This window comes from Bacillus sp. D7-8 (assembly GCF_052055895.1).
GTDB lineage: Bacteria > Bacillota > Bacilli > Bacillales > Bacillaceae > Bacillus > Bacillus velezensis.
Genome location: NZ_CP179922.1, coordinates 1,812,840 through 1,829,516 on the forward strand (window position 1 = coordinate 1,812,840; position 16,677 = coordinate 1,829,516).

Genomic DNA, 16,677 nt, shown 5'->3' on the forward strand with positions numbered 1-16,677 from the left:
AACAGAATCGGCCCGGCTTTTTCTTTATGATTATAAAAAACAAAGGGAAAAGCGCCAACCTCATTGCTTTTTCCTATCAAGAAAAGGAAGGTCATTTCATCCTCCATCGTGAAGTGTATACACTGAAAGGTTTTTATTAACAAAAGAGGGAGGATGATGCAGTAATGAAGGGTTTAGTAAAAGCTGCAGTTTTAACTGTTACTCTTGGTATTGGAGGCGCTTTCTATTCAAGTGATGCATCTGCGCACGGGTATATAAAAGAGCCCGTCAGCAGAGCGTACATGGGAGCATTAGAGAAACAAACATTGGGCTGGACGGCCGCTGCGCAGAAATATGGCTCCGTCATTGATAATCCTCAGTCTGTAGAAGGGCCGAAAGGATTTCCGGCTGCAGGTCCGCCGGATGGAAGAATTGCGTCTGCAAATGGGGGATCGGGACAAATTGACTTCGGTTTAGACAAGCAGACTGCAGATTATTGGGTAAAACAAAACATCCGCGGCGGTTTTAACACATTTACTTGGTACTACACGGCCCCTCATGCGACATCAAAGTGGCACTATTATATCACCAAGAAAAACTGGAATCCGAATAAACCTTTGTCAAGAGATGAATTCGAATTAATCGGAACGGTAAACCACGACGGTTCCAAGGCAGATACGAATCTGACTCATAAGATTTTTGTGCCGACTGATCGAAGCGGGTATCATGTCATTTTAGGGGTATGGGACGTTGCGGATACTTCCAATGCCTTCTATAACGTCATCGATGTAAACCTTACACAATAATCTATGAATTACTGATCGGCTGCATGTTGATACATCGGCCGATCTTTTTAGTTTTAATGTGTGAATGAAAAGGGGAAAAACAGCAGAGCGCCATAAACATTTCATTTATGGCGCCGTACGATCATGGAGGTGCTGCTGACATGGATGCGGAGGTAAGGGGATTCTTAATAACCGCCGAGGAAAGAAGCCCCAACGATGATTAATAAAATGAATAGCACCACGATTAACGCAAAGGAGCTACCATAACCACCTGAGAATCCCATATAATCTCACCTCCTAAAGAGGATTAATACATATTATGCTGAAATGAAAAGTTTGATAGGGATGCTAGTTTACTTTTTGAAAAAAGGTTTTTTAGTCTATATTTCCTTTACATGACCATCCGTTAAAATGAGTAAAAGGAGGCATCGTACTGCTTCCTGTAATAGAAACGGGTAGGCTCATACATTGAGAAGTTGCGAAGAGGATGCGCAGCTGGCTTGTTTTTTTAAAAATGAAAATGCAACACGCTATTAGGATTGGAACCTTTTGATTCAACGGAACAGGCTGAAGAAATGATTGGTTGGTTTCAAGAGCAGTATTATGAAAAAAGGGAATGTGATGGGGAATCGAGAAAAAAGATGCGAAGGGCATAATCGGAACCATGTATCAAAACGGATTGCCTGATGATACACGCGTATACTCCATTCCGAATGGAAATGCTAACGATCTAAATAGAAGAACTTCAAGTGTTCTGCGGTAAATAAAAAAAGCCGATGAAGGCTTAACATGGATTAGACGCTGTAAAGCATTCTTTTTGCTGCGCTTTCTGCAGACGGAGTTTGATTGTAAGAAACGATTCCGATAATCACTAACAAGATGATGAACACCAATATGCTCCACAACACTATTTTTAAAGACTTTGACATGGTATACCCTCACTTTGAAAGACTTTACCGGGGCTGCGATCGGAGCCCGCACTTCAAGTATAGTCGTTATCACGGTGAAAAATGTGCAGTCCAGTTAAAAAAAACTTGCGGGCGCTGCCGCAAGTTTTCTCCGTATTAAGGTCTGTGGAATTCAATATGCTGATTATCACGATCGAACCACCCTCTGAATGCCCAATTGATCCAGCCCCCGTCTCCTTTGTTATCGAAGGACCCGTCTTCGAAGACCCAGATTCCGTAAGTAATACCGTCATAAACGGCTGATCCGTAAAATTGAACGCCGTTAAACCGGTCTTCATATTCTTGATTTAAATTGAACACCATGACGTTGTACTTCTGTCCTGATGCGTAAAATGTTGTTTCCATGACATTTTTTACCCAGCCGGTTCGGTTTTGATCTGACTTAACCGCTTCAGCAATGCGATCTGAGATTCCGAGAACATCTACGTTTACGTTCAGCCCGGCATCAACACCTGCTGCTTTTACGTTTTGGTCTGCTGTTTGGGATAATTTACTTTCTAGCGGATTTGCAACGGGTGAAACGTGAGACGCGTTTGCGTGTTCAGACTGACTGGCTGCTGAGGCACTGGCTGTGAAAGGAATTGTTAGAGATAAAGCTAAGCATGATCCGACTATCGTTCTGGCGATTTTCATGGCTATGACCTCCTGAGGAAATTTTTAAAAATTGTTGCAAATTCATGGTATCGCAGAAAAATTGACCAAGCAAAGAGTAGATTTTCTCAAAAGTCATGTCATTCTATTTGTGTTGTTTTCTGTAAATGAAATACTTTTCATTAGGTGAAAAGGGAAGAAAATAATAGAGTCTTTTTATGTATTGTGATAGGATGACCGGATTTTGGGTGAAAATAGCCCGGAGAAACGCCATAATAAGAAAAACACCCGGAGTTTACCGGGTGTAAAAAGTGTTGATATGTCAAGTTAGCAGCATTTTTTACATTTTTTGCATTTTCTTTTATAAACAACGATGTAATCATAATCAAGGTGCTTTTTATCTTGTTTCTTCTTTTTTTGTTTAGGCTGCTTTGGGTGGTGATCATAATGTCCGTTCATATCCATATCCATACCCATACCCATACCCATATCCATACCCATATCCATATCCATACTCATATTCCTCCTTTTTTCATCTGACGGTAGTATTCTATGACAGAAAGCATGGATGGCTTGGACAAATGAAACGGTATGCTGAAAAAGAGGCATCTCATTCGGTATAAAAAACAGGATCATACCCGCCCGATAGAAAAGAGAGGAGATGATCCTGATATTGAGACCCTATTTGATAACCGCAATTGCAATGCCGTACCCTTTTTCAGAACTGTATAAGGCTGTCAGTTTCAATACCTTCCAGCCTTCCGCGGCTTTAGTCCCGATTCCGTTATGGGCCGTGATATAATCTCCCGGGCTGACCGTACTGTCGACCCGTACGTAATGCCGGCCGTTGAGTCCGACAATGTGCCATTCGTCTCTGGCCGCGCGTGCTTCATAGTCAGCTTCAAGAGCCGGACTGCAGTCTGGGTTTTGTTTCGGCACGCGTACCGTTTCTCCTGTTTCCTCGTCAGTCACATTTTCGTATATGAAACCGCCGAACTCGTTTGTCAAAAAGCGGCTTTGCCATCCGAAGCTTGCGGCTCCTGAGATAAAAGCGGCTGTTTCTGAAATGACGCCGAGCATGTAATCTCCGACGTGAGCCGATTCAATTTTTTCGCCTTTCACTGTGACGATCGTCCCGGCGGGAATTGTCTGGCCGGTTACACTTTCAAAATATTCTCCGTACCCTGACAGGGAAGAGGTGACAGCTCCGGCGAACGTACCGTGGCCGCCCGCTGAATCCAGTTTCCATTTGATGGACTGATGCCCTCCGGCAACCGTGTATGGTTCTTCCAATGTAATGCTTTCTGATGACAGAATCGTTCTGGAGACTTTGCTGCCCGTAATATGGGCATTGTTTGAAGCGGCGATAAATGCCCTTGAACCTTCAGAACTTGAACCTCCGGAAGAGCTGATGATCGCATTTCTGTCACCTCTGGCCGTAATATCGCCTGTTCCCGCAATAACGGCGCTTGTCGGGTTGAATGCAAAACCGGAGCTGGTCGCGAGCTGTGCGCCTCCCTTTAAATTGACGGGGATCTGCTCATAAGTCTGTCCTTTTATAGATGCGGCCGCGCTGTAACCTTCCGCTTGCACCCCGAGAATGACGGCCTGACTGTTAGGGGACGTAATTCCGACGGAACCGCCGTCTCCGATCATCGTACCGTTCATAATATTTACGTTATATTGGCCTCCGCCGATTGAGATGCCTTTAGGAGATGACTTGTATATATCAAAATTTAAAATTTTAACATAATCGGTTTTATTTGATCCGCCGGATATATTGATGTCAACACCTGCTTGTGTAAAGCCGCGTATTTTAATGCCGTTGATCGTGATATTTTGACTGCGGTATTGAAGAGCCACGACTGGATTCCCGCCATAGTCGTATGAGGGATCACCAATAGCTGTGAATCCGTTTACATTAACGTTTTTATAGGCAGAGATGACCAGCGCCCTCGGGGTCACACCGTCATAGAGAGCATTGAATACCGGTTCAATCGCGGTGCAATCGGTTAAAGTAACATCATAAGCCGTCGTGCTTTCGGGGTCTGAGGCCTGATGATGGCCGATATGACGAATATCAAATGAACGTACATCACGATACGAAACATGACCGATAATATGAACATTTTGAGAAGCCGGCCACAGGCTGTGCGCCTTTACCTCAATCCCGCGGATATTTCCGCTCGTATAGTTATTTAAAAGCCATACATGTTTAGAGCCGTCGTCAATTTCAATGCCGTTCGAGTTTGCGCTGCCCTCAGCATGCTCTGTGCCGCGGGGGTTTCCGGAATGGCAGTTGGAGATGAAAATATACTCGCTGTAATGGGTGGTAATGCCGTCGTCTCCGGCGCCGTATGCCACACAGTTATCAATCCATATATATCGGCAGCCGTCTTTCGTCCATTCTGTTTCAGGCAAATGATCGTAAGTCGGAGATGTAATATCAATACCATGGAGACCCGCGTTAACCGTTTCAACATTCTTAATCCAGCCGTATTGCACATTAGCAAACGTTAAACAGCTGGAAAACTGTCCTCCGGGGTTCCTGACCCCGCATTGACGATCAGGATTCCAGTCTAAAGTCATGTTTTCGACAAAAATATTACGGTTTCCATTTTCGTAATCATCGTTAGTAATGACCCATTCGAATGCGGGAGTGTCCTCATGAAGCTTAAGCACGGTAATCCCTTGTCCCTCACCGTAAATGGTAGTCCATGAGGGGAGTTTTATCCCTTGAACCAAAAATTCTCCTGCGGGAACATTTACTTTGACCCGGCCGTTCCCGATCGCTCTCCGAAAGGCTTCCGTATTGTCCCGGCCGTCAGGGATCGCTCCGTAGTCCTCCACATTCACTTCCCGGGTGATTTTATTCATAAGCATTTCGTATTCTGTATCAAGCCGTTCTTTTAAAAGTGAGGTGACCATTCCTTCCGCCGTCACCCGGGCATCTGCGATCTCAAGATTATCATCCGTTGCGGAATGCTTAATAAAATTCTGCATCCTTGCTTTGAGATGCTCCAATTCAGAGGGCTGTGCAGGGCGAGACTGCAATGGGGCGTTTAAAGACGGATCAGGAAAGTTTTTAAATTGAACCATTCTAAAGACACCTCTTTCTTTTGATATAAGCGCCTGAGGCAGGGGACAGAAAAGAGTCGCGCGCCCTTTAAGCGCTTATTCTTCAAATTCTTTATTCAGAACGAAATTCCTTTTGAAACCAAGGTGAAATTTTAAAAAAGCTCTGTTGAAAGAACGGATATAAAGCTTTGCATTATGGTAATTGAAGCTGTCATGTGAAAATGGAGGAAAAAACTGATAGGAGGGGCCCTCATTTTAGGTTTATTCTCATTGGCTTCGCAGTGCTTCCTCTTCGGCTGTATATACACCAAAATCAACATTCTTATCAGTTAAATGGTATAATGGGGCACGGATTGGTCATCAATACGACTGAAATAGGGAAGCAAAAGGAGCAGCGAACATGACTTTACAAATCAAAATTAAATATTCAGATGATACGCAAACGAGAATCAGTAAAATTGAACAGGGCGATTGGATTGATCTGCGGGCAGCTGAAGATATAACAATCAAAAAAGGTGAATTCAAACTTATCCCGCTTGGAGTTGCGATGGAACTGCCGGAAGGATATGAGGCCCATGTCGTTCCGCGTTCAAGTACATATAAGCATTTCGGTATCATTCAGACAAATTCAATGGGAGTCATTGATGAATCTTATAAAGGCGACAATGACTTCTGGTTTTTTCCTGCATTCGCGCTTCGGGATACCGACATTTCCAAGGGGGAGCGGATCTGCCAATTCAGAATCATGAAGAAAATGCCTGAAGTGGAGCTGATCGAAGTAGACAAGCTCGGGAACAATGACCGCGGCGGACTGGGATCAACAGGCACGAAATAAAACGAAAAAAGACTGCTTAACAGCAGTCTTTTTTTTATGGAAACAGCAGTTACATTCAATTTGTTTCGGGGATTCTTGAATTGGGAAATCATACGTCACGTTCGAATTTGACTTCGAAATAAGCGGCCGCTCCGTAACCGTCTATGCCGGGAGCAAATATTTGAGCCGGACGCCAGCCCAGCTCAGCATATTGATAAAATGATTTCCCAGCAGTCCTCACTCTCCTCCAAAACTAAGGAGAAGGGTTTCATTTTTATCATTTAAGCCTTCCGTCTCTTTGAACAGAAAGACTTTTTTAGGTTAAAGGATAGAAGTTGTTTTGATGTTTTTATTCTTCAAGATGAACGGAGGTTTTGTCCAACGTATATAATATTGTGACAAAAGTGTAAACAAAAGAAAGGATGATGTTATGGCAAAAAGGGTTAGAAGAGTAGACTGTAAAGCAGCTGGCAAAGAGGCAGAGCAGAAGAAACCGTCCAAAGTCACCCTGTTCTGCCGTTCGCTTCAAAGGCTGAAGCATTTGTATTGTAACATAAACATACAAATGCCATCAATAACCAAAAAAGGAATTTTAGTTTTAATTTTACCGTTTTTGCTTCTGCCGTTCTTTCGGGCTGATGCCGCTTCAGATATTTACGGCAGTTTCGAGGAATTAAAGCTGAATGAAGATCCTTTCGATTTTTCCATTTCAACGCGAGAGCATGACCCTTCTGTCCTCATATTAGCTATACACGGAGGAGGCATAGAGCCGGGGACCAGTGAGTTAGCCAGTGAAATTGCCGAAAACCGGAGTTTATATTTATTTGAAGGGTTAAAACCAGCCGGTAATGCGGCTCTGCATTTGACAAGTTCGCATTTCGATGAACCGAAGGCCGTGCAAATGGTGAAAGAGCACTCTCATGTCATTTCATTGCACGGTTACGGCAGTGACGATAAAAAGATAAAAATCGGCGGTACAGACAGAGAACGGGCCGAACTTTTGACCGATGTGCTGAAACGGCACGGGTATCCTGCCGTTCTTCTTGGCATAAATGATAAATATGCAGGCGTCAGTCCGAACAACCTTGCCAATCAATCTTCATCCGGATTGAGTATTCAAATCGAAATGAGCACCGGCTTCAGAAGATCACTATTTGACACTTTTACGCTGAAAAGCAGAGCATCCACACAAAATGGGACCTTTTATCAATTCACAAAAACGATTTCTGATTTTATCAGTGACAATTATTAATAAGCACGCCTATTTTGTCGGCGGGGCTTTTTCTTTTGAAATTTATGAAACTTTAAGTTCTTAAGATCGTATACATAATTGACAGGATGAAAGAAAAGAGGTGGGCAAATGAAAGTGATGATCGGGTCTATCATTCTTCTTGTCATCATCGGATTCGGTTTATGGCTGATGCTTAGTCCAATCTTTAAACAAGTGGGAAGCGGAGCCAAAAAATTCAAAAAGTCATGGGAGGAAGAAGATCAGCATGAGCGAAAATAAGCGCGGAAACACAAAAAAAATTATCGGCGGTGTGATTATAGGTGCAGCCCTTTTAATTGCGGGCGTTACAGCGTCACTATTCATTGAAAAAATACCGAACGGTTATGTCGGGGTTGTATACTCACCGAATGGCGGGGTAAAATCCGACACATTGGACCAAGGCTGGCACTTAGTCGGATTATTTAATAAAGTAACGGAATATCCCGTGCGTATGCAGACAGTGAATAATGAAAATATAAAAGTGGCAACCTCAGACGGTAAAAATATAGAAATGGATATCGCTTACAACTATGTCGTGCAGCCTGATAAAGTAGTCGATCTGTTTAACAAATTCGGAGCGGTAGACGTTGAAACGATTGAAAATACATATTTAAAAACAAGGCTGTGGGATGCGGCGCGAAAATCAATCAGCAAATACTCGGTTATTGACACATACGGGCAAAAATCTGCAGAAGCCGCTGCCGATGTTCAAAAGAGATTTGCTGATGATATGAAGAGTCTTGGATTTTTAATTGATGATCTGACGCTTGGCGTACCGAAGCCGGATAAAGCCACACAGGAAGCTATCGATGCAAGGGTGAAGTCTTCACAGGAACTTGAACGGACACAAACTGAAATTAAAATAGCCGAAGCCGAAGCGAAAAAGAAAAAAATTGAAGCGGAAGGGATCGCTGATTATAACGAAATCATAAAGAAATCAATGTCCGATGAAATGATCAAATATAAATGGATTGAAAAATGGGACGGAAAAACGCCGAAAGCGACAGGCACAGACTCACTGCTGCAGCTGCCGCTGGACGATCAGAAGCAAAAATAAAAAGAGAAGGAGGCGATTGCCTCCTTTTTATGTTTTTTCCTGAGGGTCTTTTTCCGGCACTAATTCTTCAGACGCCTCGGTTTGATAGCTCCATAGCGTGCTATCCGTCTCTGTTGTGTCCTGATAATCTTCGGGAAGTACATATTGCTGCAAATACCGGTGAAAAAATGCCTCAAAAACAGAAATGCAAAGTGCAGAGATAACTGATGCCACGGCAGGAGAGACATTAAATCCGCCAATGTTCATAAGGAATATCCATAATATAATGAATGAAATTCCGAAATCAGCTGCAACGGCTGTGAAATTGCTTGTTCTCGGCAGAATCATGCAATCACCCGCAAAATAAGTGATTAAACTTAAGATCACTGTAATAAACAGAACGTTTAAAAAGGTTACTTGGTACATAAGATCCAAAACAATGTACAGTAAAGCAAGTGTGAGCGCCGTTTTAGAAGCGAAAGCAATTACGTGTTTCATTTGAACCACCTTCGTTATTTCGTTTAGTCTTCATTGTAAGCAATCCGCAAATTTTTAAACTGGTATATAGTGGTTATAAAGTATACGTTTTAATAAAATGTGAATAGACATCACAGGATTCGCAAGTTAAAATATGTAAAAAGGGGGATGCAAATGAAAAAATACTGGATATGTATTGCTGTTTTTTTATTATGTTTTAGCGGAATACACTCAGCTAAAGCAGCTACCACTGAATTCGGATCAAAAACAAGCTTCACTTTGGAGGGAAATGCAAAAGAGTTTCATATTGAAAATCCGGGGGCTGTAGCTGCCGACGATTACTTTTTAGGATATAAGTTCACCATAATGAACAACTCTTCGTGCGGTTTAAGCATGAAACTCCAGCGGATGGCGCTGAACGGGAATTTTTATACATTAAGTTCTAAAAACTACAGCGGCAGCTGGTTAAACCTCAGTGCCCAGGATAAAAAATCAATTGATCCGTATCACAAATACAGAATTCTGGTTGAAAGTTCTTCAAACGTCTGTGGCCCCGTCTATATTAAAGGGTTTTACGGTGTAGAATATTATCATTTTGATTGAAAATAGATACTCGCTAAAGGCAGCGGGTTTTTTTATATTTAAATATAACTTATTATACTATGTACTAAATATTCATACATAAATTTTAATGCACCCGCCCAAAGAAAACATAAACAAAAGTAAATTCATCACGCACAAATATACAAAGTTAAAAAATGAATGAAAAGTTTCTCGAGGGAAACATTATTAGTTGACTTCAAAAGTGTGATGTCGGATAATAAGAATGTAAGTTTTTCCTCCTTAGCAGATTCGTTTCTTAAGCCAGGGCGAATCTGCTTTTTTATGCAAAAAAACCCCTCTGTAAGGGGTTTTTTACGATAAATGAAGTTTAATAGAATTAATGTACGGTCCTGAATACGCCGATAACTTTCCCCAAAATGCTTACGTTTTGCAGGATAATCGGCTCCATCGTCGGATTTTCCGGCTGCAGCCGCACATAATTGTCTTCTTTATAGAAGCGCTTGACCGTCGCTTCATCATCTTCGGTCATAGCTACGACGATTTCTCCGTTATTGGCCGTGTTTTGCTGTTTGACAATGACGTAATCTTTGTCAAAAATGCCGGCGTCGATCATACTTTCTCCCATGATTTCTAACATAAAGACATGTTCGCCCGGAGGAACCATCCGGTCAGGAAGCGGAAAATACTCGTCGATATTTTCAACAGCCGTAATCGGAATACCCGCCGTCACTTTCCCGATGACCGGAACGTTTACGACCTGGCTTTTCGGAATTTGGACTTCTTCTTCATCCAATACCTCAATCGCCCTCGGTTTAGTTGGGTCCCGTCTGATCAGGCCTTTTGTCTCCAGCCGCGCCAAATGGCCGTGCACGGTTGAACTGGAAGCCAGTCCTACTGCTTCTCCTATCTCTCTTACAGAAGGCGGATATCCTTTCGTTTTTACCTCTTCTTTAATAAAACGCAGGATATCAAGCTGCCTTTTTGATAGCTTCGTCATATTTCGCACCTCAAAACGTCGATTTTAAGTAGATTATAGCATGATTTTCCTGACAGTACAAACATAGGTTCGAAAAAAACGATTGACAGAAACGTTTGTTCGTATATACTGAAAGGTATAAAAAGCGAACAAACATTCTTATCGGAGGTTGTTTACATGGCGAAAGAATCTATTATATTTGTCGGACTGTTTACTGCGATTTTAAGTGCCGCTATTTTACTTGTCTCATGTGCGGGAAATGATCAGTCCCTCAGCCAATATGTTAAAATAAAGGTTCAGGACGGCGATACACTCTGGTCACTTGCGGATCATGTAGCAGAAAAGAAACACATTAATAAAGAAGATTTCATTGAGTGGGTGACGGAGAATAATCATCTCCAAACTGCTGATATAAAGCCCGGAGACGAACTTATTCTTCCGGTTAAGAAAAAGCATCCGGCCGTATATCAGCTGGCCATTGTCAATTAGAGAGGAAAGAGAGAAATGAAGGCGCTCATTTATGCCCGCGTAAGCACAAACAAAGAACAGCAGCAAACGTCATTAAAAAGACAGGAAGAGGAGCTCAGTGAGATCGCTGCTGCAAACGGCATGGAAGTCGTGAAAGTCATTTCTGAGAAAGCCAGCGGTTACGAAATGGACCGCGACGGAGTATTTGAAATGCTTGATGAAATTAAAAAATCACATATTGACGCGATATTGGTGCAGGACGAAACGAGATTGGGAAGAGGAAACGCCAAGATTGCGCTTTTGCATTGCATTTACAGGGAGAACGTAAAAATATATACGACGGCTCATAAAGGTGAACTGGAGCTTTCCGAAGCTGATTCGATGGTACTCGAAATCGTCAGTATTGTTGAGGAATATCAAAGGAAAATTCACAATATGAAAATCCGGCGGGGAATGAAAAGAGCCGTGAAAAACGGCTACAAACCTGAACGGAATCTGAAAAACAGACATGAAAACAGCGGAAAAGAAAAAAAAGAGGTTCCGGTTTCGGAAATTATCAGGCTGAGAGCCAACAAGCTTACCTTTGCAGAAATCGCAGCGACCTTAAGGGGATTCGGCTACGATGTGTCCAAAGCCACGGTTCACCGGCGGTTTCAGGAATATACCGCAGACACAGAAGGCAGCTGACGCGCATCAGTTGTAAAAAAGACTGCGTTTTAGTAGTATATAATCAACACGCACCAAAGGAGCTTATTATGATTTCTAAAGAAAAAATCGCAAGAATTAACGAATTGGCTCAAAAAGCTAAATCAAACACGATAACGGATGAGGAAAAAGCTGAACAGCAAAAGCTTCGCCAGGAGTATTTGAAAGGATTCCGCTCCTCAATGAAAAATACGTTAAAGAGCGTAAAAGTGATTGATCCGGAAGGCAACGATGTCACCCCTGAAAAATTAAAAAGAGAACAACAGAAAAATAATCTTCATTAAACAGAAAGAATACGGCAATACGTATTCTTTTTTCGTATATACTAATATCAGGATGTGCTTTACGACAATTTTCAACAAGTTTATCTCAAATTTAAGCTGAAAGAGTTGAGAAAAAGTCAGCATCGCTTTATGATGAAAAGGTACAACAATATGGAAGGGGATTATAATGGATACAATTGAAAAGAAATCAGTTGCCACCATTCGTACACTATCTATAGACGCAATTGAAAAAGCGAATTCCGGACATCCGGGCATGCCGATGGGAGCCGCTCCGATGGCATATACGCTGTGGACGAAATTTATGAATGTAAACCCGCAGAATCCGGGCTGGTTTAACCGCGACCGCTTTGTTTTATCAGCAGGCCACGGTTCAATGCTTTTATACAGCATGCTGCATTTAAGCGGATATGACCTCAGCATTGAAGACTTGAAACAGTTCCGTCAATGGGGAAGCAAAACACCGGGACATCCGGAGTTCGGGCATACAGCCGGAGTAGACGCAACTACCGGGCCGCTTGGACAGGGTATTGCAATGGCAGTGGGAATGGCAATTGCAGAACGCCATCTGGCTGAGACATATAACCGTGATTCATTCAACGTAGTTGATCATTATACATACAGTATTTGCGGAGACGGCGATTTAATGGAAGGCATTTCTTCCGAAGCCGCTTCTCTTGCAGGCCATCTTGAATTAGGCCGCCTGATCGTATTATACGATTCTAATGACATTTCCTTAGACGGCGATTTAGACCGTTCTTTCTCTGAAAATGTAAAGCAGCGTTTTGAAGCAATGAACTGGGAAGTTCTTTATGTTGAGGACGGAAACAACATCGCTGAATTGACGGCTGCAATTGAAAAAGCGCGCCAGAATGATAAAAAACCGACTTTGATTGAAGTGAAAACGACAATCGGTTTCGGTTCTCCAAACCGCGCGGGGACATCCGGCGTTCACGGCGCTCCGTTAGGACTAGAAGAGAGCAAGCTGACAAAAGAAGCGTATGCTTGGACGTTTGAAGAAGATTTTTATGTTCCGGAAGAAGTATACGGGCATTTCAATCAAGCTGTAAAAGAAGCCGGCTCGAAAAAAGAACAGGAATGGAATGAACTGTTCGCGGCTTATAAAGAAAAATATCCTGAGCTTGCTGAACAGCTGTCACTCGGCATGAAAGGCGAGCTTCCTAAAGACTGGGATCAGGAAGTTCCCGTTTATGAAAAAGGCAGCAGCCTTGCTTCCCGCGCATCTTCAGGTGAGGTGCTGAACGGGATCGCCAAGAAAATTCCTTTCTTTGTCGGGGGATCTGCTGACCTTGCGGGTTCAAATAAAACGACAATCAAAAATGGAGGAGACTTCACGGCCAAAGACTACGCCGGGAAAAACTTCTGGTTCGGTGTCCGTGAATTTGCGATGGGCGCTGCATTAAACGGAATGGCGCTTCACGGCGGCCTCCGCGTATTCGGCGGCACATTCTTTGTGTTCTCTGATTATTTAAGACCTGCCATTCGTCTGGCGTCATTGATGGGTCTTCCCGTCACTTATGTATTCACACATGACAGTATTGCCGTAGGAGAGGACGGGCCGACTCACGAACCGATTGAGCAGCTTGCTTCTTTACGCGCACTTCCTAACCTTTCTGTGATCAGACCTGCTGACGGAAATGAAACCGCAGCTGCATGGAAGGTTGCCGTTCAAAGCCAAGATCATCCGACAGCTCTTGTATTGACACGCCAAAACCTGCCGACGATTGATCAGCAGGCTGAAGAAGCGTATGCGGGCGTGGAAAAAGGGGCTTATATCGTTTCCAAAGCCCAAACGGAATCACCGGCCGCTCTTCTTTTAGCGACAGGTTCTGAAGTCGGACTTGCGATCGAAGCTCAAGCGAAACTGGCTGAAGAAAACATTCACGTATCTGTAGTCAGCATGCCGAGCTGGGACCGCTTTGAAAAACAATCGGCAGAGTACAAAAACAGCGTGCTTCCTCCGAATGTGACGAAACGTCTTGCGATCGAAATGGGTTCAAGCTTCGGATGGGGTAAATTTACTGGTCTTGAAGGAGACGTTCTCGCAATTGACCGTTTCGGTGCTTCAGCTCCGGGAGAAACAATTATGAAAGAATACGGGTTTACTGCAGAAAACGTGGTTGACCGCGTGAAAAAACTTTTAAACAAATAACGAGACAAAAGAGGATGAGTCAAATCATCCTCTTTTTCCTGTTTATGCGACAAAAATAGAAGGGGCGGCGTAACAGTAATAGACAATTCTTTCTTTTCTCCTTTTGTATAATAGAAAGCAATAACGAAGCGCAGTAAAAGGGGATGAGGAAATGGAACGTCATTACTATACACACCTGATAAAGGATGAGTTTGCGAACCACTACTTCGGGCGGGAAACGGCTATGTTTGAGTTGTTTCGAGACTATCATTGGACAGACCTGACACCCCAGGAATATCAAATGACAGAAAAGCAAGTTCAATATATAACGGAACCGATTCCGGTGATACATATGCATCAGCGTCTCCAGCTGCATTTAAACCGAATGAGTTACAGCCGTTTGGATTCCATTTACCGGCTTACACTGCCCGGAGAAAAGGGCCGCGCCACCTTCATGATGAAAGACAGTTTAATTGAGATTGCGGCTTCGGGAGATTATGAGGCGGAAACGATTTTCTTTGAGATTCTGCGTAAAATCAGCCCCTGTTTTCTTGCAATGGATTTCAAGACACGGCGCTACGGGTGGTTAAATCCGGTCAGAGAAAGAAATTTTGTCTAAAAACGAGGAAAAAGAGATGTAAATGTTGTATAATAGCCTTTGGTTTAGTACACTTTAAACTAGACAACATGAAGGAGGAAATAAAATGACTTTATGGGTTGGCATCCTAGTGGGCGTTGTCGCATTGCTCATAGGTGTTGCACTCGGGTTTTTTATTGCTCGTAAATATATGATGAGCTATTTGAAAAAGAATCCGCCTATTAATGAACAAATGTTACGCATGATGATGATGCAAATGGGAATGAAACCTTCTCAAAAGAAAATTAATCAAATGATGAAAGCCATGAATAATCAAGCGAAATAATACGTACAGATTATGATATAGATATACATGGTTATAAAAATAAAAAACCCGGAGAGGGTTTTTTATTTTGGCGTCATGTTTCACCCCAACTGCCGGTGTGCAGTTCTTTTTGGTATTGTATGAGAAGGTGGTCAAGCTCCTGGCTGAGTTCTATCGTAATGTTTGATGTCATTCCGTTTGTCATGACGATTTTAAGCAGCTCTGCCCGTTTTTTTTCAATTTCATTTAATAGATGCTCTCTAATCACAGGGATATATCCTTTCATACATAAATCTTTCACCTGAGTTCCTATTATTATATCCACATTTATACTGTTTTTCAAATAAGAAGGAGTATAATATCTCGATGTCAAATTAAATTATATAAGCTTTTTCTATAAAAAGTAATCCTTCTCGGAAAAGTGTTAAAAAAATGAAATGATTTTGTCATAACTCGAAGGGAGTGTGTCATCGTGAGTTTTAATTACTTTCTGACGTTTGGGGCCGGATTTCTGTCTTTCATTTCTCCATGCTGTCTGCCGTTGTACCCCGCCTTTTTATCTTACATAACTGGTGTCAGTATGGACGAGGTGAAAACAGAAAAGGTGATGCTGCAAAAGCGCGGCCTCGTGCATACACTTTGTTTTTTGCTTGGTTTCTCCGTGATTTTTATCGCATTGGGATATGGAACTTCGTTTATCGGCAGTTTTTTTACCCAATATCATGAAGCGATCCGCCAGTTTGGCGCTATCATGCTGATCCTTTTCGGGCTGGTTACTGCCGGTGTGTTTCAGCCGAAATTCATGATGAAAGAGCGGCGCATTCACTTTAAGCGCCGTCCGGAGGGGTTTATCGGTTCGGTTCTGATCGGTCTTGCGTTTGCAGCCGGCTGGTCGCCGTGCAGCGGGCCCATTTTAGGAGCCGTGTTTTCGCTGGCCAATACAAATCCTTCTTCAGCAGTGCCGTATATGTTTTTATATGTTCTCGGATTTGCGATTCCTTTTCTTGTTCTTTCATTTTTTATTACCAGAATGAATTGGATTCGCAAGCATCAGCTGCTTATCATGAAAATCGGCGGCATTCTTATGATTCTGATCGGAGTTATGCTGTTTTTTAACTGGATGAGCTACATTCTGATCGTTCTGTCAAATCTTTTCGGAGGATTTACGGGTCTGTAACGGATTAATAACTTTTGAACTATTATATACCCTTTTGTTTTTGGTACAATAAGACTAGTTAATGTTAAATATGTGGAGGGGAATATGACACGAGTTTTAGTTGTAGATGACGCCAAGTTCATGAGGGTGAAAATCAGAGAGATTCTGGAATCGGCGAATTACACAGTGGCCGGGGAAGCGGCTGACGGCGAGGAAGCCCTGGCAGTATATCAAAAAATCCGTCCCGACCTGGTGACAATGGATATTACCATGCCGGTCAAAAACGGTATACAGGCCCTGCAGGATATTTTAGCTTTTGACCCGAAAGCCCGGATCATCATGTGCACCGCCATGCGGCAGCAGCGGATCGTTCTGGAAGCGATTGAATTAGGCGCTAAAGACTTTATCGTTAAACCGTTTGAAGCATCTAAAGTGCTGGAGGCCGTAGGCCGGGTAACGGGAACGTAAACGTGTT

22 protein-coding genes and 1 pseudogene are annotated in these 16,677 nt (G+C 42.8%); 14 read left to right on the plus strand and 9 right to left on the minus strand.

What is annotated here, in order from left to right:
* The first annotated feature begins 164 nt into the window (after positions 1 to 164).
* Positions 165 to 785 (plus strand): lytic polysaccharide monooxygenase auxiliary activity family 9 protein, encoded by a 621-nt coding sequence (locus ACKTRM_RS08905; protein WP_003154023.1) that lies wholly within the window; start codon positions 165 to 167, stop codon positions 783 to 785.
* A gap of 164 nt (positions 786 to 949) precedes the next feature.
* On the opposite strand, the gene ACKTRM_RS08910 is transcribed toward ACKTRM_RS08905, so the two are convergent.
* The 5 genes from ACKTRM_RS08910 to ACKTRM_RS08930 form a co-directional block, all read right to left on the minus strand.
* Positions 950 to 1,048 (minus strand): YjcZ family sporulation protein, encoded by a 99-nt coding sequence (locus tag ACKTRM_RS08910; RefSeq protein WP_003154022.1) that lies wholly within the window; start codon positions 1,046 to 1,048, stop codon positions 950 to 952.
* A gap of 510 nt (positions 1,049 to 1,558) precedes the next feature.
* On the minus strand, positions 1,559 to 1,693 hold the full coding sequence (locus tag ACKTRM_RS08915) for a hypothetical protein (RefSeq protein WP_023356917.1): 135 nt from the start codon (positions 1,691 to 1,693) through the stop codon (positions 1,559 to 1,561).
* A 135-nt stretch (positions 1,694 to 1,828) separates the two neighbouring features.
* Positions 1,829 to 2,365, minus strand: a complete 537-nt coding sequence (locus ACKTRM_RS08920) for a hypothetical protein (protein ID WP_012117641.1) — start codon at positions 2,363 to 2,365, stop codon at positions 1,829 to 1,831.
* A gap of 285 nt (positions 2,366 to 2,650) precedes the next feature.
* On the minus strand, positions 2,651 to 2,836 hold the full coding sequence (locus ACKTRM_RS08925) for a hypothetical protein (RefSeq protein WP_012117642.1): 186 nt from the start codon (positions 2,834 to 2,836) through the stop codon (positions 2,651 to 2,653).
* A 168-nt stretch (positions 2,837 to 3,004) separates the two neighbouring features.
* Positions 3,005 to 5,422 (minus strand): peptidase G2 autoproteolytic cleavage domain-containing protein, encoded by a 2,418-nt coding sequence (locus ACKTRM_RS08930; RefSeq protein ID WP_012117643.1) that lies wholly within the window; start codon positions 5,420 to 5,422, stop codon positions 3,005 to 3,007.
* A 379-nt stretch (positions 5,423 to 5,801) separates the two neighbouring features.
* Between ACKTRM_RS08930 and ACKTRM_RS08935 the strand changes: the two genes are divergently transcribed.
* Entirely contained in the window at positions 5,802 to 6,236 is a 435-nt protein-coding gene (locus ACKTRM_RS08935; protein ID WP_003154017.1) for a dUTP diphosphatase, read from the plus strand.
* 88 nt (positions 6,237 to 6,324) lie between these two features.
* On the opposite strand, the pseudogene ACKTRM_RS08940 reads toward ACKTRM_RS08935, so the two are convergent.
* Positions 6,325 to 6,432 (minus strand): annotated as a pseudogene (locus ACKTRM_RS08940) (DUF4177 domain-containing protein); the annotation flags it as partial.
* A gap of 213 nt (positions 6,433 to 6,645) precedes the next feature.
* Between ACKTRM_RS08940 and ACKTRM_RS08945 the strand changes: the two are divergent.
* The 3 genes from ACKTRM_RS08945 (at position 6,646) to ACKTRM_RS08955 (ending at position 8,542) form a co-directional block, all read left to right on the plus strand.
* Positions 6,646 to 7,467, plus strand: coding sequence for a poly-gamma-glutamate hydrolase family protein (locus ACKTRM_RS08945; protein WP_012117644.1), 822 nt, complete (start codon positions 6,646 to 6,648; stop codon positions 7,465 to 7,467).
* Between the two features lie 108 nt (positions 7,468 to 7,575).
* Positions 7,576 to 7,725 (plus strand): hypothetical protein, encoded by a 150-nt coding sequence (locus tag ACKTRM_RS08950; RefSeq protein WP_007410334.1) that lies wholly within the window; start codon positions 7,576 to 7,578, stop codon positions 7,723 to 7,725.
* Positions 7,712 to 8,542: a prohibitin family protein gene (locus ACKTRM_RS08955; RefSeq protein WP_007410333.1), complete on the plus strand. Its 831-nt coding sequence runs from the start codon at positions 7,712 to 7,714 to the stop codon at positions 8,540 to 8,542. Before ACKTRM_RS08950 ends, ACKTRM_RS08955 begins: the two co-directional genes overlap by 14 nt.
* A 27-nt stretch (positions 8,543 to 8,569) precedes the next feature.
* Here ACKTRM_RS08955 and ACKTRM_RS08960 read toward each other — a convergent pair whose 3' ends face one another.
* Positions 8,570 to 9,019: a YndM family protein gene (locus ACKTRM_RS08960; RefSeq protein ID WP_012117645.1), complete on the minus strand. Its 450-nt coding sequence runs from the start codon at positions 9,017 to 9,019 to the stop codon at positions 8,570 to 8,572.
* 153 nt (positions 9,020 to 9,172) lie between these two features.
* Between ACKTRM_RS08960 and ACKTRM_RS08965 the strand changes: the two genes are divergently transcribed.
* Complete coding sequence (locus tag ACKTRM_RS08965; protein ID WP_003154006.1) at positions 9,173 to 9,601, plus strand: hypothetical protein; 429 nt, start codon at positions 9,173 to 9,175, stop codon at positions 9,599 to 9,601.
* A gap of 337 nt (positions 9,602 to 9,938) precedes the next feature.
* Here the strand turns inward: ACKTRM_RS08965 and lexA are convergent, their stop codons facing one another.
* Positions 9,939 to 10,559 (minus strand): transcriptional repressor LexA, encoded by a 621-nt coding sequence (gene lexA, locus ACKTRM_RS08970; RefSeq protein ID WP_012117646.1) that lies wholly within the window; start codon positions 10,557 to 10,559, stop codon positions 9,939 to 9,941.
* Positions 10,560 to 10,715: 156 nt separating this feature from the next.
* Here lexA and yneA point away from each other — a divergent pair, with 156 nt between their 5' ends.
* The 6 genes from yneA (at position 10,716) to ACKTRM_RS09000 (ending at position 15,067) form a co-directional block, all read left to right on the plus strand.
* Positions 10,716 to 11,027, plus strand: a complete 312-nt coding sequence (gene yneA / locus ACKTRM_RS08975; protein ID WP_003154001.1) for a cell division suppressor protein YneA — start codon at positions 10,716 to 10,718, stop codon at positions 11,025 to 11,027.
* Between the two features lie 15 nt (positions 11,028 to 11,042).
* Positions 11,043 to 11,693, plus strand: a complete 651-nt coding sequence (locus ACKTRM_RS08980; protein ID WP_003153998.1) for a YneB family resolvase-like protein — start codon at positions 11,043 to 11,045, stop codon at positions 11,691 to 11,693.
* Positions 11,694 to 11,761: 68 nt separating this feature from the next.
* Positions 11,762 to 11,995: a DUF896 domain-containing protein gene (locus ACKTRM_RS08985; RefSeq protein ID WP_003153997.1), complete on the plus strand. Its 234-nt coding sequence runs from the start codon at positions 11,762 to 11,764 to the stop codon at positions 11,993 to 11,995.
* A 166-nt stretch (positions 11,996 to 12,161) separates the two neighbouring features.
* A complete protein-coding gene (gene tkt / locus ACKTRM_RS08990; RefSeq protein WP_007611727.1) occupies positions 12,162 to 14,165 on the plus strand; it encodes a transketolase in 2,004 nt (667 codons plus the stop codon).
* Positions 14,166 to 14,316: 151 nt separating this feature from the next.
* Complete coding sequence (gene sirA, locus ACKTRM_RS08995) at positions 14,317 to 14,763, plus strand: sporulation inhibitor of replication protein SirA (RefSeq protein WP_003153995.1); 447 nt, start codon at positions 14,317 to 14,319, stop codon at positions 14,761 to 14,763.
* Between the two features lie 85 nt (positions 14,764 to 14,848).
* Positions 14,849 to 15,067 (plus strand): YneF family protein, encoded by a 219-nt coding sequence (locus ACKTRM_RS09000; RefSeq protein WP_003153994.1) that lies wholly within the window; start codon positions 14,849 to 14,851, stop codon positions 15,065 to 15,067.
* 73 nt (positions 15,068 to 15,140) lie between these two features.
* On the opposite strand, the gene ACKTRM_RS09005 is transcribed toward ACKTRM_RS09000, so the two are convergent.
* Positions 15,141 to 15,314, minus strand: a complete 174-nt coding sequence (locus tag ACKTRM_RS09005) for an aspartyl-phosphate phosphatase Spo0E family protein (RefSeq protein ID WP_012117647.1) — start codon at positions 15,312 to 15,314, stop codon at positions 15,141 to 15,143.
* Between the two features lie 201 nt (positions 15,315 to 15,515).
* Between ACKTRM_RS09005 and ACKTRM_RS09010 the strand changes: the two genes are divergently transcribed.
* Complete coding sequence (locus ACKTRM_RS09010; RefSeq protein WP_087920767.1) at positions 15,516 to 16,223, plus strand: cytochrome c biogenesis protein CcdA; 708 nt, start codon at positions 15,516 to 15,518, stop codon at positions 16,221 to 16,223.
* A gap of 84 nt (positions 16,224 to 16,307) precedes the next feature.
* Positions 16,308 to 16,670: a response regulator gene (locus ACKTRM_RS09015; RefSeq protein ID WP_007410327.1), complete on the plus strand. Its 363-nt coding sequence runs from the start codon at positions 16,308 to 16,310 to the stop codon at positions 16,668 to 16,670.
* Positions 16,671 to 16,677: the final 7 nt, after the last annotated feature.

Bases quoted from the DNA above. Each gene is read 5' to 3' on its own strand.
- ACKTRM_RS08905 (WP_003154023.1), top strand. From the start codon at position 165: ATGAAGGGTTTAGTAAAAGCTGCAGTTTTAACTGTTACTCTTGGTATT.
- ACKTRM_RS08910 (WP_003154022.1), bottom strand. From the start codon at position 1,048: ATGGGATTCTCAGGTGGTTATGGTAGCTCCTTTGCGTTAATCGTGGTG.
- ACKTRM_RS08915 (WP_023356917.1), bottom strand. From the start codon at position 1,693: ATGTCAAAGTCTTTAAAAATAGTGTTGTGGAGCATATTGGTGTTCATC.
- ACKTRM_RS08920 (WP_012117641.1), bottom strand. From the start codon at position 2,365: ATGAAAATCGCCAGAACGATAGTCGGATCATGCTTAGCTTTATCTCTA.
- ACKTRM_RS08925 (WP_012117642.1), bottom strand. From the start codon at position 2,836: ATGGATATGGATATGGGTATGGATATGGGTATGGGTATGGGTATGGAT.
- ACKTRM_RS08930 (WP_012117643.1), bottom strand. From the start codon at position 5,422: ATGGTTCAATTTAAAAACTTTCCTGATCCGTCTTTAAACGCCCCATTG.
- ACKTRM_RS08935 (WP_003154017.1), top strand. From the start codon at position 5,802: ATGACTTTACAAATCAAAATTAAATATTCAGATGATACGCAAACGAGA.
- ACKTRM_RS08945 (WP_012117644.1), top strand. From the start codon at position 6,646: ATGGCAAAAAGGGTTAGAAGAGTAGACTGTAAAGCAGCTGGCAAAGAG.
- ACKTRM_RS08950 (WP_007410334.1), top strand. From the start codon at position 7,576: ATGAAAGTGATGATCGGGTCTATCATTCTTCTTGTCATCATCGGATTC.
- ACKTRM_RS08955 (WP_007410333.1), top strand. From the start codon at position 7,712: ATGAGCGAAAATAAGCGCGGAAACACAAAAAAAATTATCGGCGGTGTG.
- ACKTRM_RS08960 (WP_012117645.1), bottom strand. From the start codon at position 9,019: ATGAAACACGTAATTGCTTTCGCTTCTAAAACGGCGCTCACACTTGCT.
- ACKTRM_RS08965 (WP_003154006.1), top strand. From the start codon at position 9,173: ATGAAAAAATACTGGATATGTATTGCTGTTTTTTTATTATGTTTTAGC.
- lexA (WP_012117646.1), bottom strand. From the start codon at position 10,559: ATGACGAAGCTATCAAAAAGGCAGCTTGATATCCTGCGTTTTATTAAA.
- yneA (WP_003154001.1), top strand. From the start codon at position 10,716: ATGGCGAAAGAATCTATTATATTTGTCGGACTGTTTACTGCGATTTTA.
- ACKTRM_RS08980 (WP_003153998.1), top strand. From the start codon at position 11,043: ATGAAGGCGCTCATTTATGCCCGCGTAAGCACAAACAAAGAACAGCAG.
- ACKTRM_RS08985 (WP_003153997.1), top strand. From the start codon at position 11,762: ATGATTTCTAAAGAAAAAATCGCAAGAATTAACGAATTGGCTCAAAAA.
- tkt (WP_007611727.1), top strand. From the start codon at position 12,162: ATGGATACAATTGAAAAGAAATCAGTTGCCACCATTCGTACACTATCT.
- sirA (WP_003153995.1), top strand. From the start codon at position 14,317: ATGGAACGTCATTACTATACACACCTGATAAAGGATGAGTTTGCGAAC.
- ACKTRM_RS09000 (WP_003153994.1), top strand. From the start codon at position 14,849: ATGACTTTATGGGTTGGCATCCTAGTGGGCGTTGTCGCATTGCTCATA.
- ACKTRM_RS09015 (WP_007410327.1), top strand. From the start codon at position 16,308: ATGACACGAGTTTTAGTTGTAGATGACGCCAAGTTCATGAGGGTGAAA.